Here is a 15,799-nt window from a genome sequence, read left to right as displayed (position 1 = left end):
GGGCCGGGGTCAGCCGGTGAGCCAGGGCGCCTCGGGCAGCCTGGCGCCGGTGTCCTGCCCGGCGAACTCCACCGTGGTCGGGGTGCCCAGGCCCGGCATCCGCATCGTCATCCGCCGCAGCGTGCCGTCGCCGTCGACCCAGTAGGTCAGCGGTGACCGCCCGCCGTCGGGCGCGGCGCCCTGGGCGCGCGGACCGGCGAACCGGTCGTAGGTCCGGCCGTCCAGGCGGTCGCTGCCGAGCCAACGGGCCCCGGACTGGGCGAGCAACAGCGGGTTGTCCGGCCGGTCGGCGCCGAGCTGGACCAGCAACTGGAGCCCGGCGTCCAGCGGGTCCGCCGTGTAGGTGCGCGGGGACCAGCCCTGCCGGGGGACGCGCTCGGCCTGCTGCCAGGCCGGGCCGTCGGCACCGGCCGGTTCGGGGGCGAGCCCGAGGCCGCCGGCGTCCCAGACGACCAGGCCGTGGTCGAGCGGGCCGCTCGCCCCGGTGACCCGGTAGCGGCCCACGCCCCGACGGGTGCGGTAGTCCACGACGCCCTCGACCCGGACGTCGACGCCCCCGCCCTCGGCGGCGGTGAGTGCCACCGTGACCGGGCTGGCCTGGAACAGGTTCAGGCGCGAGAGGGCCAGCCGGGAGGCCTCGTCGACGGTCACCGCCCGCTCCCCGGTGCCGTCGGCGACGGTCCGGTAGGCGACGACGCCGCCCGCCGCGACGGCGCACGCCACGAGCGCGATCACGGCCCTGAGCCGGACGGACCGGCGACGCGGCCCACCGGTTTCGGCCGCCACCCTCCCGGACTCGGCTCTCCGGGGCTCCGCCTTCCGGCCCTCGGCCTTCCGGGCTTCGGCCTTCCGGCCCTCGGCCTTCCGGGCTGCCGCCTTGCGGGGCTCCGCCGTCCGGGCCATGCGCTTGCCTTCTCTCGTCGGTCGGTCACGACAGTCGGGCGGGTCCGGGGACCGGAGTCCACGGACCCGCCCGATCGGTGCCGGTCCTTCAGGACCGCCACGCAGGGCGTGCTACTGCTGCCGGGCCCTGCGCCGGCGGGCCAGCAGTACCAGCACCGCGCCGAGCGCGGTCGCCGTGCCCGCACCGGCCAGCATCACCGGGATCCCCTCGCTCGCACCGGTGCCGGGCAGGTGCGATCCGGGGGCGGGGGCCTGCGGGGCGGGCGGCGTCGCCGCCGGGCTCGGCAGCGTCGGAGCCTGCGTCATCGGCGTCACCTCGGTCGGTGCCGGGGTCGGCGTGGGCGTGGGCGTTCCGGTCGGCGTCGGCGTCGGCGTCGGCGTGGGCGTCGGGGTCGGCGTGGGGATCAGCCGGTTGACGGCCGTCACCTCGACTCCGGTGGCGAGGTTCTCGGCGTTCAGCACCAGCGGCCCGAACACCGTCACCGCCGGCTGGGCGTAGCCCTCCGGCGGCGCCAGCTCCTGCCAGTAGTACGCCCCCGGCACACCGCTGCCCTTGCAGATGCCGTCGGCCCCGGTCGTACAGGGGTCGCCGACCGCCGTGTCGGGCTTCTCGCCGTCGCTCTGCAGCCCGTCCGTGCCGTTGCTCTCCTTCCACAGCCGGAACTTCGCGCCGGCCAGCGGCTCGCCGTCCTGGTCGTGCTTGACCAGGCGCAGCGCGCCCTCCTGCTGTCGGAAGCCGAAGTCGTAGGTGTGGTCGTTCTCGCCCGGTCCGCCCGTGGTGAGCGCTCGTTCGGCGTACTGCCCGCCCGCCGGGACGACGCCCTTGGAGTCGACGAACCGGTTGTCGCCGACGTCGGCGTCGGTCGGCACCCACTGGTACAGCGGGCCGCCCTTGGCGTAGTCGGCCGGGTTGTCGAGCCTGACGGTGTACTTCGTGCGCGGCTCGAGGCCGCCGGTGACGTTGGAGTCGTCGAAGTAGTACTCGCCGCGCGCCGTGGTCTTGGTGGTGCCGACGAGCTTCCCCGTCTCGTCGTAGAGGTTGACGGTCGCCCCCGGTACGGGGCGCTGGCCCGGGCGCTGGACTCCGCTGCGCTCGGGGTCGTACCAGACCCGGTTGCCGATCTGGAGCGGGGCCTGGTCGCAGAGCACCTCAAGGTCGCCCATCGAAGCACCCTTGCCGAACGGGGTGGTAGTGCCCGCCGGGTTGAGCCGCAGGCCGAACTTCGGGTCCTGCGTGCCGTTCCGCTGGAGGAACGACGTGCCGTAGCCGAAGGCGGTGTGGTTGGGGTCGAAGGCGGAGGTCGCGATGGTGTTCTCGGCCTTGGAGAAGGCCATGCCGGCGAACGCCGTGTTGTGGTGACCGCCCCAGCCGGTGTCGAAGAAGCGGGTGCCCCGGGGGGACAGTCCGCAACCGCTGTTGGTGTCCATCACGTACGTGCCGTTGGCCGGGCAGGCCTTGTTCAGGTCACCGCCCGACATGACGACGGAGACGGAGCCCGGCGTGGGTCCGGCCGGTGCGCGGTCGCCGAAGCGGTCGCGGAAGGACAGCAGCATCGAGCCGTCGGTCTCGAAGGCGATCTCGCCCAACTCCGGCTCAGGCTGGGCCATGTAGGACGTGCAGGGCTGGCCGTTCTGCGAGGTCGGGTAGGTGTTGGTCCACGGGAACCAGCCCGCTCCGTCGCAGGCGCCCCCTCCGACGGTCGACTGGCGCGGGTAGTCCAGCGGCTGGTTCAGGACCGCCGCCGCGAAGGCCCCGGTGGCCGGGTCGAACGGCAGCACCACCGCGCGCAGGTCGGCCGCCCTGCCGGTCGACTCGCCCGAGCAGACTCCGCCGAGGTAGCCGGTGCCGTCCTGCAGTCCGAGGCCGAACGGCCGCCAGTCCCCGGCCGCGGGGCAGCCCGGGTCCGGGATCGGGTAGGCGGCCTTCGGTGCGGCCGCCGTGGGCCCGGTGGCGTCGTAGCGGTAGAGCTTGCGGTCGTTGAGGTTGACGACGAAGAGGTCCTTACCGTCGTCGGTGACCTTGATGCCGCCGAGGCTCTCCTTGCCCGGCACCGCCAGGAACGCGTCGTCGGTGCCGGCGCCGTGGACGGTCGCGCCGGCGTCCGGGACGGTGGCGAACAGCGTGGTCCGCTTCTGTGCGAGGTCGGTCACGTAGACCGCGCCCGCGCCGCCGGGGCCGTAGTCCGTGGTGCGCTTGGCGACGGCCGAGGAGAACACCCGCCGGTCCGCCCGGTTCCACGCGATGCCGTACAGCGCGCCGGTCTCCGCGTTGGTGGCGAGGTCGGTCACGTTGACGTCCACGCCGTCCTGCCCGCGCGCGCTGTACGGGAAGGACACCAGCGTGCGCTGCGTCCCGCCCTCGCGCGTGGTCGGCTGACAGGTCGTCACCAGCGGTGCGTTCTTCTGGCAGTAGTCACCGGGGCTCCACAGCCCGGTGGTGTACGCCACGTTCTTGCCTCCGGAGAGGTCGACGAACTCCTCGTTGCTGCTCAGCTGGGTGGGAGCGCCGGTCAGGCCCTGCCGCGAGGCGAAGGCCGGGAAGAGCTTGCCCGGCTTCGGATTCACCACCTGGACGCGGTACTTGCCGCCGGTGAGCTTGGCCGGCGCCAGCGTCACCGTGCCGTCCGCCGCCGTGGTGCCCTCGATGCCGGCGCCCGCGTCGTCCGTGAGGGTCACCTTCACGCCGGCCAGGCCGGGCTCCAGCGCGGGCGTCCACACCCCGCTCGTGTCCACGGCCCGCACCACGCGGACCGTCACCGTCCCGTCGCCTGCCTGCGGGAAGGCGGCCGGGGCCGCCACCAACGAGCCGGCGCCGATTCCGACGACCAGCGCCGCGGTGCCGCCCACGGCGCGGCGGCCGAACACACCCGGCCGCCGCCGCTCCGGGCCGCGCGCGGCACCGGGCCTCTGTTCACGTGTCGTTGTCATCCCTGCTCTCATCGTGCGCTCGGGCCTGCCGCCCCTACCTCGCGAAGGAGTTCACGCATGGGCGGGAAGCCGCTCATTCCTTAAAGGGATCTTAAAGGGGCTCCGCACAAGTTCGCAGGAAAACTAGGAACTTTGACACCACGTCAGACGTTCCGACGGAGCCGGACGGCCCCGCACGGGGTGCGGCCTCGGGTGCGGCGGGCTTGAAGGGTTCGGGATCGAACGGGCACTCGGAGCTCTCCCCTCGCACCTGGACTTCCCCTACAGTCGCCCTCATGAGACGTCGTCCGCTGCTCCACCGGCTCCGGCCGGCGCTCGCCGCGTCCCTGCCGTACCTCCCGCTGGGAGACGGGCCGACGCCGGTTCGCCCCCTGACGGAGGTCGGCTTCCGTTCTCCGGTGTGGCTGAAGGACGAGAGCGGCTACGGCAGCGGCGGCTGGGGTGGCAACAAGGTCCGCAAGCTCGAGTGGCTGCTGCCCGAGGCCCGGCGCCGGGGCGCCCGGACGATCCTCAGCGTCGGCGGGCTCGGGACGAACTGGGGCCTGGCGGCCGCGCTCTACGGCCGGGAGCAGGGGCTCGACGTCGCCCTCGCGCTGGTCGACCATCCGGTCGACGACGAGGTCCGGGCGCAGCTCCGGCGGCTGCGGTCCTCCGGTGCCGCTCTGCATTTCCTGCACACCAGGACCCGGCTGATCGCCGCGGTGCCCTGGCTCGTCGCCCGCCACACGCACGGTTTCACCCTCCCCTACGTCCTCCCTCCCGGCGGCTCCTCAGCACTGGGGACGCTCGGGTCCGTCGAGTGCGCGCTCGAGCTGGCCGACCAGGTGACCCAGGGGCTGCTGCCCGAGCCGGGGTGGATCGTGACACCGGTCGGATCGGGCGGCACCGCCGCCGGGCTGGCCCTGGGGCTCAGGCTCGCCGGTCTGCGGACGCGTGTCCTGGGAGTCGTCGTCAACGACACCCTCCGACTGGACGGCGCCGCGCTCGTGGCACGGGCGGGGAAGGCCCGGGCCCTCCTGCGCGCTCGTGGGGCCGGCCTGCCGGGAGTCGAGCTCGGCCCGCACGACGTCGTCGCCGAGTACCGATGGCTCGGTCCCGGCTACGCGCACCCGACCGCACCCGGAGAGCAGGCCCTCCGCCGTGCCTCGGCCCGGGCCGGCCTGCACCTGGAGAGGACGTACACCGCCAAGGCCTTCGCGGCGCTCATCGGCCTCGACGAGGCGGGGTACTTCGGCAGTGAGCCCGTGGTGTTCCTCAACACCTTCGGCCCCAGGTAGCAGAGCTTTCCGGCGGCTCCCGGACGGCCCGGTGCGGGGCCCTCGACGTCGCCGCGTGAGCCGGCAGACCGGCAGACCGGCCTCAGGCCTTCGGCCACCGCCCCGGCTGCGCGGAGGTCGCGTCCCTTGAGGCACGCACCCCGCGTCAGCCGAGCGAGGATCCGGCTGCGCCGAGGGTGTCCCGAAGCCACTGCTCGACACCTGCCACGTGCACCGTCGCCCAGGCGTGCGCGAGGTCGGGTCGGCGGTGGGCGATGGCGTCGAGGATGGCACGGTGCTGCTGGCGGGTCCGGTCGACCGCGCCCTCCTCGGTCAGCCCGCGCCAGATCCTCGCCCGGGCGGTCGGGCCGGACAGGCCGTCGATCAGCGAGCACAGGACGGTGTTGCCCGAACCGGCCGCGATCCTGCGGTGGAACTCGAGGTCATTGTCGATCAGCTCTTGCAGACCGGCGTCGTCGCTCAGGCTCTCCAGGACCTCTCCGAGCGCGGCGATGTCCTCGTCCGGCATCACCCGGGCGGCCATGGCTGCGGCGGCGGGCTCCAGGATGCGGCGGACCTCCAGGAACTCCAGCACCGAGTCGTCCTGGTGGAAGTCGACGACGAAGCCCAGCGCGTCCAGCAGCAGGTTGGGCTCCAGGCTCGTCACGTACGTGCCGTCGCCCTGGCGTACGTCGAGCACCCGGATGAGCGAGAGGGCCTTCACCGCTTCGCGCAGGGAGTTGCGCGACAGACCGAGCCGCTCGGCCAGGTCGGCCTCGTTGGGGAGTCGCGAACCGGGGTGCAGCTCACCATTGACGATCATGGCTTTGATCTTCTCGATCGCCGAGTCGGTGACTGGCACGCCGTTGCCTCCCTGGTCCTGATCCCTGCAGCATAGTCTCCCCGGCACCTGCCCGGAGCCGGCCCTGATCGCGATCGCCCAAGGCCGTCCGGCAAGATCCACCGGGCGCCTTCCGTACGGCGGCTGCCCCGCGCAGGCCGTGATTCGTCCGGGCCGGCTACGGTCCCGGGGCGGGGCGACGGGGCGGCGGGCCGACGCGGGGCGCCGAGGCCTCGTCTGACGATGCGCGGCGCGGCAGGAGTCGTCAGACAAGCCCGAGCCCGTACACGCGGACGGCGTTGTGCCGGAACACCGCGTCCCTCTCCCCCGCGCTGAGCCCGTCCACGAGGCGCCGGGTGATCCGGACGACCTCGGTGTAGCCGGCCTCCAGGGTGCAGACCGGCCAGTCGGAGCCGAAGAGGAGCCGCTGCGGGCCGAAGGCCTCCAGGGCGGTGTCGGCGTACGGCGTGAGGTCCTCCGTCCGCCACCGGCCGGGGGCGGCCTCGGTCACCAGGCCGGAGAGCTTTGCCACGGTGTTGGGCAGCGCGGCCAGGCGGCGCAGGTCCGCTGCCCAGGGGTGGAGCGTGCCGTCGGCGACCGGGGGCTTGCCGAGGTGGTCGAGGACGAACGTCAGGCCGGTGAGCCGGGCGGCCGCGAGGGCGGCGGCGGGCAGCTGGTGCGGCTTGACGACGAGGTCGTAGGCGAGGCCGGCCTCGGCGACGGCGAGCAGGCCGCGCTGGACGTCGGGGCGCAGCAGCCACGCGGGGTCGGGCTCCTCCTGGACCTGGTGCCTGATGCCCACCAACCGCTCCCCGCCAGGGAGTTCACGCAGGGCGGCGAGCGCGTCGGCAACGTCGGGGGCGGTGACGTCGGTCCAGCCCACGACGCCGGCGATCAGGTCGCTGCCGTCGGCCAGCGCCAGCAGTTCGGGGGTCTCCTCGGGGACGCACACGGTCTGCACGACGACCGTGGCGGCCACCCCTGCCTCCGCGGCTTCGGGGGCGAGGTCGGCGGCGGTGAAGGAGCGGGCCAGCGGAGCGAGGGCCTCGCCGCTGATCCAGGGCTGCGGCCGCGTGTCGAGGTCCCAGACGTGGTGGTGCGCGTCGACGATCCGACGTCCGGTCACAGCTCCCACACCACGGGGAGGCCGGCCCCGGCACCGGCGTCGGAGTAGTCGTGGCTGATGTCGAGCAGTTCGCCCATCCTCTCCTGCCAGGCGACGTTGACCGGGAGGTGCTCCAGTTCGGCGAGGAGCCGGGGGTAGTCCTCGCACTCCAGCAGGTGGAACAGGTCGCACCCGCTGCGCCAGATCCTCCACGACGTGACGCCGGCGGCCCGGATGGCTGCGACGAGTTCGGCGGGCACGTCCCGGTGGGCGGCCTCGTACTCGGCTATCCGGTCCGGGCGGAGGCGGGTGTGCAGGGCGACCCTCATGGCTTCTCCGGGTGGGTGGGGTGGTCGACGATGACGACGTGCAGGGTGCGGGGGCCGTGCACGCCCTCGACGCGGTCGAGTTCGATGTCGCTGGTGGCGGAGGGTCCCGAGATGAAGGTCAGCGGCAGCGCGGGGTCGAGGCGGGCGAGGGCGTCGGGGACGTCCGCGGCGATCTGTCCGGCGCGGACGACGCACAGATGGTAGTCGGGGACGAGGGTGAGGGCGCGGCGGCCCTGGCCCGGGCCGGTGTCGAGGACGATGGTCCCGGTGACGGCGATGCCGGCGGCGGCGAGGGTGCAGGCGCCGTCCAGGGCGTTCAGGGCCTGGACGTCCAGCGGTTCCCGGTGCCATTGCCAGTCGCCGGGCGGCAGCAGCTCGACGGGAAAGCCGTCGGGCAGTGCCAGGTTCTTCGCGCCGCACGCGGTGAGAGCGGCGGCGATGGCGGCCGGCAGGCCCGCCTGGTCGGTGCGGGTGACGTTCGCGCGGTAGTCGGCGACCCGCTCGGCGAACAGGGCGACGGTGTCCTCGCCCGGCTCGGTGTGGCTGCGGCGGTAGGCGCGGGGTACGGGGACGTCGTCGGGCCGTTCGTCGGCGGGGACGTCGGCGAGCGCCGCCCGGATGCGGCCGAGGACTGCCTCACGGCTGCTCATCGTTCACCTTCCCTGTTCTTGCGCCACCAGGTGCGGAAGGACTCGGCCGGAGGTGCGGGGGTGTCGCGGGTGTCCGACCAGCCGTGCAACGGGCCGGGCAGCCGGCCGATCCGCCCGTCCCTGGCGAGGACCCTGCCGCCGAGCGCGGCGGCCTTCTGGGCCGCGGAGAGCAGCCGCGGGGAGTCGAGGACGGTGGCGGCGGCCTTCATGGCCAGCCCCTCCGGGTCGAGCGGCCGCCGCTTGGCCTCGACGGCCCTGGCCCTGAGGTGCGCCAGCACCTCCGGGATGTCGATCTTCACGGGGCAGGCGTCGTAGCAGGCGCCGCACAGGGTGGAGGCGAACGGCAGGGTGGCCGCCCCGCTCCTGGTGTCGCTGCCGACGCCGACCAGTTGCGGGGTGAGGACGGCGCCGATCGGTCCCGGGTACACCGAGCCGTAGGCGTGGCCGCCGGTGCGCTCGAAGACGGGGCAGACGTTGAGGCAGGCCGAGCAGCGGATGCAGCCGAGTACCTGCCGTCCGACCTCGTCGGCGAGGGTGTCGGTGCGGCCGTTGTCGAGCAGCACCAGGTGGAACTCCCTCGGCCCGTCGCCGTCGGCCACTCCGGTCGGACCCAGCCCGGTCCAGGTGGAGGTGTAGGGGTTCATCCGCTCGCCGGTGGAGGAGCGGGGCAGCAGTTGGAGGAAGACCTCAAGGTCCGACCAGGTGGGGACGGTCTTCTCGATGCCCATGACGGTGATCAGCGTCTCGGGCAGGGTGAGGCACATCCGGCCGTTGCCCTCGGACTCCACGACGACGACCGTGCCGGTGTCGGCGACGGCGAAGTTGGCGCCAGAGACGGCCACCTTGGCGGTGAGGAACTTCTCCCTCAGGTGCAGGCGGGCGGCTTCGGCGAGTTCACGCGGGTCGTCGCCGAGGTTCTCGGGCGCGGGCTGCCCCCAGTGGGCCATCTCGGTGGCGAAGAGGTCGCGGATCTCGGTCCGGTTGCGGTGGATCGCGGGGACGAGGATGTGGGAGGGGCGGTCGTCGCCGAGCTGGACGATGAGTTCGGCGAGGTCGGTCTCGTAGGCGGTGATGCCGGCTTCGGCGAGGGCTTCGTTGAGGCCGATCTCCTGGGTCGCCATGGACTTGACCTTCACCACCTCGCGTTCGCCGGTGGCCCGCACGAGTTCGGTCACGATGCGGTTGGCCTCGGCGGCGTCCGACGCCCAGTGCACGGAGCCGCCCGCGGCGGTGACGGCGGCCTCCAACCGGACGAGGTAGTGGTCGAGGTGGCGTGCGGTGCGGTTCTTGATCGCGGCGGCGGCGTCGCGCAGGTGCTCCCAGTCGTCCAGCTCGGAGGCGACCGCGAGCCGCTTGTCGCGGATGGTCGTGGTGGCGCGTTTCAGGTTGGCGCGCAGCTGGGTGTTGCCGAGCGCCTCGCGGGCGGCGTCGGGGAAGGACGGGGAGCCGAGCCAGACGACGCCACGGCTACCGGGGCTGGTCATCGTGCGGTTCCTTCGGTCGCGGCGAGGATCTCGGCCAGGTGCACAGTCCGCACGGCCGAACCCTGGCGGGACAGTCCGCCGCCGATGTGCATCAGGCAGGAGTTGTCGGCGGCGCACAGGACGTCGGCTCCGCTGTCCAGGACGGCGGCGTTCTTGTCAGCGAGCATCGCGGCGGAGGTGTCGGCGTTCTTGACGGCGAAGGTGCCGCCGAAGCCGCAGCAGGAGTCGGCCGCGGGGAGGTCGACCAGCTCGATGTCCTCGACCGCGCGCAGCAGGCGGTCCGGGCGGTCGCCGAGGCGCAGGCCGCGCAGGGAGTGACAGGTGGGGTGGTAGGCGACGCGGTGCGGGAACCGGGCACCGACGTCCGTGACGCCGAGCACGTCGGTCAGGAACTCGGTGAACTCGTACACCCGGGGCACCAGTTCGGTGACCTGCTGCTGGAGGTCGGGCCGTCCGTGCTCCCGGGCGAGCACGGGGTGGTTGTCGCGGACCATTCCGGCACAGGAGGCGGACGGGGTGACCACGGCGTCGTAGTCGGCGAAGGTCCGGGCGAAGCGGGTCACCAGCGGGAGGGCCTCGGGGCGGTAGCCGGTGTTGAAGTGCATCTGGCCGCAGCAGGTCTGTTCCCGGGGGAACTCGACGCGGTGGCCGAGCCGCTCCAGCACGGTCACCACCGCGCGGCCGGTTTCGGGGAAGAGGGTGTCGTTGAAGCAGGTGATGAACAGGGCGATGCGCATCAGCTCACCTCCTCGGGGGTCGGGACGTCCGCGGGCAGCAGACCGCGTTCCTTGAACTCCGCCCAGAGCGCCGCCGGAACGGGGTGCCGGAGCATGGCGGCGGCGTCCCGGACCTCGCCGGCGCTGCGGGTGCCGACCAGCACGCTCGTCACCGCCGGGTGCCCGAACGGGAACCGCAGGGCGGCGGCCCGCAGCGGTACGCCGTGCCGCTCGCAGACGGCCTTGAGGTCGGTCGCCCTGGCGAGCAGGTCTGCGGGGGCCGCGGTGTAGTCGAAGGTGGCGCCGGGCCGCGGGTCGGCGAGCAGGCCGGAGTTGAAGACGCCGCCGATCACGACCCCGACGCCGCGCCGGTGCGCAAGTGGCAGCAGTTCCGCAAGGCCCCTCTGGTCGAGGAGGCTGTAGCGGCCGGCCAGCAGGACGACGTCGAGGTTGGTCTCGCGGATGAACCGGGCGGGCAGCTCGGCCTGGTTCATGCCGACGCCGATCGCTCCCAGGACGCCTTCGGCCCGCAGGCGTTCGAGTTCCGGGTAGGCCTCGGTGAGTGCCTGTTCGGCGTGGTCGTCGGGGTCGTGCAGGTAGGCGATGTCGATCCGGTCGAGGCCGAGCCGGTTCAGGCTGTCCTCGATGGAGCGGCGCACCCCCTGGGCGCTGAAGTCCCAGACGCGGTGGTGGGTGGAGGGCACGGCGAAGCCGTTGGCCAGGTCGTCGCCGCCGGAGGGGGCCGGCTCCAGCAGGCGTCCGACCTTCGTGGAGATCGTGCACTGCTCCCGGGGGAACGCCTGCAGGGCCTCGCCGAGTCGCCGCTCGGACAGGCCCAGACCGTAGTGCGGGGCGGTGTCGAAGTACCGTACGCCGGACTCCCAGGCGGCGGTGACGGCCTGTTCGGCCTGCTCGTCGGTGACCGGGGTGAACAGGTTGCCGATGCCGGCGGCGCCGAAGGCGAGTTCGGTGACCCGGGCCGTGCTGCGGCCGAGCGGGTTGCGGCGCGGCTTCACGGGCGCGGCTCCGGTCGCAGACGCAGGCCGGCCATGCCGCCGTCCACCGCGAGCGCGGTGCCGGTGACGCTCGCGGCGGCCGGGGAGGCGAGGTAGGCGATGGCGGCGGCGACCTCCTCCGCGGTGACCAGCCGCCCGGTGGGCTGGCGGGCGCTCAGTGCGGCGCGCTCGGCGGCCGGGTCGTCGGCCGCGTCGAGCAGCCGTGAGACCCACGGGGTGTCGACGGTGCCCGGGTTGACGCAGTTGACCCGGATGCCCTCGCGGACGTGGTCGGCGGCCATGGCCAGGGTGAGCGAGAGGACGGCGCCCTTGCTCGCCGAGTACAGCGCGCGCTGCGGCAGTCCGGCCGTCGCGGCGATCGAGCAGGTGTTGACCACCGAGGCGGAGGCGGAGCGGCGCAGGTGCGGCAGGGCGGCGCGGGTGGTGCGGACGATGCCGAGCACGTTGACGTCCAGGACGCGGTGCCACTGCTCGTCCGGGTTGTCCTCCACGGTTCCGGCGGCGCCGATGCCGGCGTTGTTGACCAGGATGTCGATCCCGCCGAGTGCCTCGGCCGCCGCCTGGACGGCCGCGCGTACGGAGTGGTCGTCGGCGACGTCGGCGGTGAAGCCGCGCAGCGGTGTGGGGACACCACTCGGGTCGAGGTCGAGGACGGCGACGTCCGCACCGCGTTCGCCGAGCAGTCGGGCGGTGGCCAGGCCGATGCCGGAGGCGCCGCCGGTGACCAGGGCGGTGAGCCCGTCGAGGTCGGTCCTCATGAAAGCTCCTCCTTGTCGCCGCCGGCCGGGTCGGCTGCCCAGAAGGCGCCGTCGGGGTAGCGGTAGGTGTCGATGGCGGCCCGGTCCATCTCGGCGGAGAACCCGGGCGCGGTGGGTGCCCGGTAGTGGCCGTTGTCGATGACCACCGGGTCGAGGAAGTGCTGGTGCAGGTGGTCGACGAACTCGATCACCCGGTCCTCGGTGGTGCCGGAGAGCGCGACGTAGTCGAACATCGACAGGTGCTGGACGAGTTCGCACAGGCCCACCCCGCCGGCGTGCGGGCAGACCGGGACGTCGAACCTGGCGGCGAGCAGCAGGATGGCGAGGTTCTCGTTGACGCCGGCCACCCGGGCCGAGTCCAGCTGGAGGACGTCGATGGCGCCGGCCTGGAGCAGCTGCTTGAAGACGATGCGGTTCTGCACGTGCTCGCCGGTGGCGACCTTGACCGGGTGGACACCGCGCCGGATGGTGGCGTGGCCGAGGACGTCGTCGGGGCTGGTGGGCTCCTCGATCCAGTAGGGGTCGAACGCGGCGAGAGCGTTCGTCCACTCGATCGCCTCGGCCACGTTCCAGCGCTGGTTGGCGTCGATCGCCATCCGGATGCCCGGGCCGACGGCCTCGCGGGCGGCGCGGCAGCGGCGGATGTCGTCCTCCAGGTCGGCGCCGACCTTCAGCTTGATCTGGGTGAAGCCGTCGGCCACCGCCTGCTCGGCGAGGCGGGTGAGCTTCTCGTCGCTGTAGCCGAGCCAGCCGGGCGAGGTGGTGTAGGCGGGGTAGCCGACCTCCCGCAGGTGCCGGGAACGGTCGGCGGCTCCCTGTCTCCCCTTGCGCAGCAGTTGGAGGGCCTCGTCGGGCGTCAGCGCGTCGGCGATGTAGCGGAAGTCGACCTGGGACACCAGCCACTCGGGGTCGGCGTCGGCCAGCAGCTGCCACAGCGGCTTGCCCGCGCGCTTGGCGGCGAGGTCCCAGACGGCGTTGAGGACGGCTCCGACGGCCATGTGCATCACGCCCTTCTCAGGGCCGAGCCAGCGCAGCTGGCTGTCGCCGATCAGGTCGCGGGAGAGGGAGCCGGGGTCGGCGCAAAGCTCGGCGACGGAACGTCCGACGACGTGCGGGCGCAGCGCGTCGATGGCGGCGACCTGGACGTCGTTGCCGCGGCCGATGGTGAAGGTGAACCCGTGCCCCTCGGGCTCGCCGTCGGAGGTGCGCAGGACGACGTAGGCGGCGGAGTAGTCGGGGTCGGGATTCATGGCGTCGGACCCGTCCAGCTCCCGCGAGGTGGGGAAGCGGATGTCGTAGGTGTCGACGGCGGTGATCCGCGGTGTGGTTGCGGACAACGTGGTGCCTTTCACGCGTTGGCGAAGGTCTGGCGCTGGGTGCCGAGGCCGTCGATGGACAGCTCGACCGCGTCGCCGGCGCGCAGGTAGGGGGTGCCGGGCAGACCGAGGGCCACGCCGGCCGGGGTGCCGGTGTTGATGACGTCTCCGGGGCGCAGCACCATGTACTGGCTGAGGTACCAGACCAGGTACGGGACGTCGAAGACCATGTCCTCGGTGTTGCCGTCCTGGCGGGTCTCGCCGTTGACGGCCAGACGGAGGCCGAGGGCCCGCACGTCACCGGCCTCGTCCGGGGTGACCAGCCAGGGGCCGAGCGGGTTGAAGGTCTCGCAGGACTTGCCGAGGTCCCACTGCCCGGAGTACTCCAACTGGAACTCCCGCTCGGACACGTCGTTGCTGATCGCGTAGCCCGCGACATGGGCGAGGGCCTGCTGGGGCGAGTCCAGGTAGCGGGCCTCACGGCCGATCACGACCGCGAGTTCGACCTCCCAGTCCGTCTTGGCCGAGCCGCGCGGGATCAGCACCCGGTCGTGGGGGCCGACCACGGTGGACGGATCCTTCATGAAGACCACCGGCCGGGTGGGGACGGCAGCGCCGGTCTCCTCGGCGTGGTCGCGGTAGTTGAGGCCGATGCAGACGACCTTGCCCGGCCGGGCGACGGGTGCGCCGATCCGCAGGCCGGCCGGGTCGATCGGGGGGAGCTCTCCGGCGGCCAGGGCGGCGCGGACGCCGTCGGTCCCGTCCGAGGCGAGGAACGCCCCGTCGATGTCACCGGTCAGGCCCGAGAGGTCGAAGACCCGGCCGTCATCGCCGAGGACCGCCGGAACCTCGTCTCCCGCCGGTCCGATCCGCAGTAGCTTCACGCTCTGACTCCCGTCCTAAGGTCTGCGGGCCGGGACTCTTCACCGGGCCAACACATCGGATGTATCCGTGACGCCCTGACCATACGAGCGCTGGCCACCCGCCGCAAGAAGTCCTCCGATGTCTCTCGGCACCCGCCGGGGCCCGGGAGCCGAATATCTCCTCACTGTTCATCAAATATCCAGCTCAGAACGGAGACAAGAGCTCTCGGCAACCCGGCACGGAAGCCCTGACGTTACGGTTGAGATTCGCCCGAGGTATCCCTATTGTCAGTCAGGTGCCAAGCTCGTATGGTCCTCGTGATCGCAATCCATCCGATGACTGCGGGGAGCACGAGCACGATCCGGCGCGCCTGCCACGACCGCCGCATCCATGGCCTCCCTCCTGGATGACGGCCGGGAAGGGAGATCCGGCTCAACCACCCCCGCTTCACCTCCCGGGGACGGGCCTCCCGGCCTCCCACCACACCGGCTTCCCGCCCCCGCAGGGGAGCCGGACATCCCAGCCAAGGAGATCAGCACCATGAAGCCTCGCTCCTCCAGAATCGCGGCCACGGCCGCCGCCGTGATCGTCCTGGCGGGGGCCGCCACGGCCTGCAACCGCGGCAGCGCGTCGGACTCCGCCGGCGGTGGCAAGCCCGCACTCGGGATCGACCTGCCGCGTGCGGACTCCGACTTCTGGAACTCCTACGCGCAGTACGTCAAGCAGGACGCCACCGCCCAGGGTCTCAACACCCTGCCGGTGAGCAACTCGCAGAACGACGTCACCAAGCTGGTCGCCAACGTCCAGGTCTTCCAGAACACGGGCGCCAAGGCCGTCGTCATGGCCCCGCAGGACACTGGCGCGATCGCCTCCACCCTCGACCAGCTGTCCGCCAAGAAGATCCCGGTGGTCAGCGTCGACACCCGCCCCGACAAGGGGAACGTCTACATGGTGGTGCGCGCCGACAACAAGGCGTACGGCACCAAGGCCTGTGAGTTCCTCGGCACGCAGCTCGGTGGCAAGGGCAAGGTCGCCGAGCTCCAGGGCGCGCTGAGCTCCGTCAACGGCCGCGACCGCTCCGAGGCCTTCGCCGCCTGCATGAAGGAGAAGTTCCCCGACATCCAGGTGATCGAGCTGGCCACCGAGTGGAAGGGCGACGTCGCCTCCGCCAAGCTCCAGTCCACCCTGGCCGCCAACCCGGACCTGGGCGGCGTCTACATGCAGGCCGGCGGCGTCTTCCTGCAGCCCACCCTCGCCCTGCTCCAGCAGAAGGGCCTGCTCAAGCCCGCCGGGCAGCCCGGTCACATCGCCATCGTCTCCAACGACGGCATCCCGCAGGAGTTCGACGCGATCCGCAAGGGCGACATCGACGCGACCGTCTCCCAGCCCGCCGACCTCTACGCGAAGTACGCGCTGTTCTACGCACAGGCCGCCGCCGAGGGCAAGACCTTCCAGCCCGGCGCGACCGACCACCAGTCCACCATCATCCAGCTGCCCAACGGACTGGAGGACCAGCTCCCCGCGCCCCTGGTCACCAAGGACAACGTCGACGACAAGTCCCTCTGGGGCAACGGCGTCGGCAAGTAACCCCACTGACCTCCCGTGAGCGGCGGCCCGGACTCCCCTCCGAGGC

Annotated in this window: 14 protein-coding genes; 2 read left to right on the top strand and 12 right to left on the bottom strand. The window is 72.7% G+C overall.

Going from position 1 to position 15,799, the window contains the following annotated elements:
* Nucleotides 1-9: 9 nt before the first annotated feature.
* Entirely contained in the window at nucleotides 10-735 is a 726-nt protein-coding gene (locus ACZ3YO_RS23145; RefSeq protein WP_465572321.1) for a hypothetical protein, read from the bottom strand.
* A 279-nt stretch (nucleotides 736-1,014) separates the two neighbouring features.
* Nucleotides 1,015-3,831, bottom strand: coding sequence for an SdrD B-like domain-containing protein (locus ACZ3YO_RS23140; protein ID WP_465572319.1), 2,817 nt, complete (start codon nucleotides 3,829-3,831; stop codon nucleotides 1,015-1,017).
* 275 nt (nucleotides 3,832-4,106) lie between these two features.
* Here ACZ3YO_RS23140 and ACZ3YO_RS23135 point away from each other — a divergent pair, with 275 nt between their 5' ends.
* Entirely contained in the window at nucleotides 4,107-5,108 is a 1,002-nt protein-coding gene (locus tag ACZ3YO_RS23135) for a 1-aminocyclopropane-1-carboxylate deaminase/D-cysteine desulfhydrase (protein WP_465572316.1), read from the top strand.
* A 145-nt stretch (nucleotides 5,109-5,253) separates the two neighbouring features.
* Here ACZ3YO_RS23135 and ACZ3YO_RS23130 read toward each other — a convergent pair whose 3' ends face one another.
* The 10 genes from ACZ3YO_RS23130 to ACZ3YO_RS23085 all read right to left on the bottom strand — a co-directional run bounded on the left by ACZ3YO_RS23130 (nucleotide 5,254) and on the right by ACZ3YO_RS23085 (nucleotide 14,186).
* Nucleotides 5,254-5,949 (bottom strand): FadR/GntR family transcriptional regulator, encoded by a 696-nt coding sequence (locus tag ACZ3YO_RS23130; protein WP_380392138.1) that lies wholly within the window; start codon nucleotides 5,947-5,949, stop codon nucleotides 5,254-5,256.
* Nucleotides 5,950-6,193: 244 nt separating this feature from the next.
* Nucleotides 6,194-7,054, bottom strand: a complete 861-nt coding sequence (locus ACZ3YO_RS23125; RefSeq protein ID WP_465572311.1) for an amidohydrolase family protein — start codon at nucleotides 7,052-7,054, stop codon at nucleotides 6,194-6,196.
* Nucleotides 7,051-7,362 (bottom strand): L-rhamnose mutarotase, encoded by a 312-nt coding sequence (locus ACZ3YO_RS23120; RefSeq protein ID WP_465572309.1) that lies wholly within the window; start codon nucleotides 7,360-7,362, stop codon nucleotides 7,051-7,053. The genes ACZ3YO_RS23125 and ACZ3YO_RS23120 overlap by 4 nt, the downstream gene beginning before the upstream one ends.
* The gene (locus tag ACZ3YO_RS23115; protein WP_465572307.1) at nucleotides 7,359-8,012 is read right to left on the bottom strand and encodes a LutC/YkgG family protein; all 654 of its coding nucleotides are present in this window, start codon (nucleotides 8,010-8,012) and stop codon (nucleotides 7,359-7,361) included. Before ACZ3YO_RS23115 ends, ACZ3YO_RS23120 begins: the two co-directional genes overlap by 4 nt.
* On the bottom strand, nucleotides 8,009-9,496 hold the full coding sequence (locus tag ACZ3YO_RS23110) for a lactate utilization protein B (protein ID WP_465572304.1): 1,488 nt from the start codon (nucleotides 9,494-9,496) through the stop codon (nucleotides 8,009-8,011). Before ACZ3YO_RS23110 ends, ACZ3YO_RS23115 begins: the two co-directional genes overlap by 4 nt.
* The gene (locus tag ACZ3YO_RS23105) at nucleotides 9,493-10,233 is read right to left on the bottom strand and encodes a (Fe-S)-binding protein (protein ID WP_465572302.1); all 741 of its coding nucleotides are present in this window, start codon (nucleotides 10,231-10,233) and stop codon (nucleotides 9,493-9,495) included. The genes ACZ3YO_RS23110 and ACZ3YO_RS23105 overlap by 4 nt, the downstream gene beginning before the upstream one ends.
* On the bottom strand, nucleotides 10,233-11,228 hold the full coding sequence (locus tag ACZ3YO_RS23100; protein WP_465572299.1) for an aldo/keto reductase: 996 nt from the start codon (nucleotides 11,226-11,228) through the stop codon (nucleotides 10,233-10,235). Before ACZ3YO_RS23100 ends, ACZ3YO_RS23105 begins: the two co-directional genes overlap by 1 nt.
* The gene (locus ACZ3YO_RS23095) at nucleotides 11,225-11,986 is read right to left on the bottom strand and encodes an SDR family NAD(P)-dependent oxidoreductase (RefSeq protein ID WP_465572295.1); all 762 of its coding nucleotides are present in this window, start codon (nucleotides 11,984-11,986) and stop codon (nucleotides 11,225-11,227) included. Before ACZ3YO_RS23095 ends, ACZ3YO_RS23100 begins: the two co-directional genes overlap by 4 nt.
* The gene (locus ACZ3YO_RS23090; protein ID WP_465572293.1) at nucleotides 11,983-13,323 is read right to left on the bottom strand and encodes an L-fuconate dehydratase; all 1,341 of its coding nucleotides are present in this window, start codon (nucleotides 13,321-13,323) and stop codon (nucleotides 11,983-11,985) included. Before ACZ3YO_RS23090 ends, ACZ3YO_RS23095 begins: the two co-directional genes overlap by 4 nt.
* Before the next feature lie 11 nt (nucleotides 13,324-13,334).
* Nucleotides 13,335-14,186, bottom strand: coding sequence for a fumarylacetoacetate hydrolase family protein (locus tag ACZ3YO_RS23085; RefSeq protein ID WP_465572291.1), 852 nt, complete (start codon nucleotides 14,184-14,186; stop codon nucleotides 13,335-13,337).
* 520 nt (nucleotides 14,187-14,706) lie between these two features.
* On the opposite strand from ACZ3YO_RS23085, the gene ACZ3YO_RS23080 reads away from it, so the two are divergent.
* Nucleotides 14,707-15,753: a sugar ABC transporter substrate-binding protein gene (locus ACZ3YO_RS23080; RefSeq protein ID WP_465572288.1), complete on the top strand. Its 1,047-nt coding sequence runs from the start codon at nucleotides 14,707-14,709 to the stop codon at nucleotides 15,751-15,753.
* The last annotated feature ends 46 nt before the right edge of the window (nucleotides 15,754-15,799 follow it).

The organism is Kitasatospora sp. NPDC022785, from assembly GCF_055561295.1.
The sequence above is the reverse complement of the archived record's forward strand: the minus strand, read 5'-3'. Positions and strand labels throughout refer to the sequence as shown.

Coding starts and splice junctions, on each gene's coding strand:
- ACZ3YO_RS23120 (WP_465572309.1), bottom strand. CDS start 7,362: ATGAGGGTCGCCCTGCACACCCGCCTCCGCCCGGACCGGATAGCCGAG.
- ACZ3YO_RS23140 (WP_465572319.1), bottom strand. CDS start 3,831: ATGACAACGACACGTGAACAGAGGCCCGGTGCCGCGCGCGGCCCGGAG.
- ACZ3YO_RS23115 (WP_465572307.1), bottom strand. CDS start 8,012: ATGAGCAGCCGTGAGGCAGTCCTCGGCCGCATCCGGGCGGCGCTCGCC.
- ACZ3YO_RS23095 (WP_465572295.1), bottom strand. CDS start 11,986: ATGAGGACCGACCTCGACGGGCTCACCGCCCTGGTCACCGGCGGCGCC.
- ACZ3YO_RS23135 (WP_465572316.1), top strand. CDS start 4,107: ATGAGACGTCGTCCGCTGCTCCACCGGCTCCGGCCGGCGCTCGCCGCG.
- ACZ3YO_RS23110 (WP_465572304.1), bottom strand. CDS start 9,496: ATGACCAGCCCCGGTAGCCGTGGCGTCGTCTGGCTCGGCTCCCCGTCC.
- ACZ3YO_RS23105 (WP_465572302.1), bottom strand. CDS start 10,233: ATGCGCATCGCCCTGTTCATCACCTGCTTCAACGACACCCTCTTCCCC.
- ACZ3YO_RS23080 (WP_465572288.1), top strand. CDS start 14,707: ATGAAGCCTCGCTCCTCCAGAATCGCGGCCACGGCCGCCGCCGTGATC.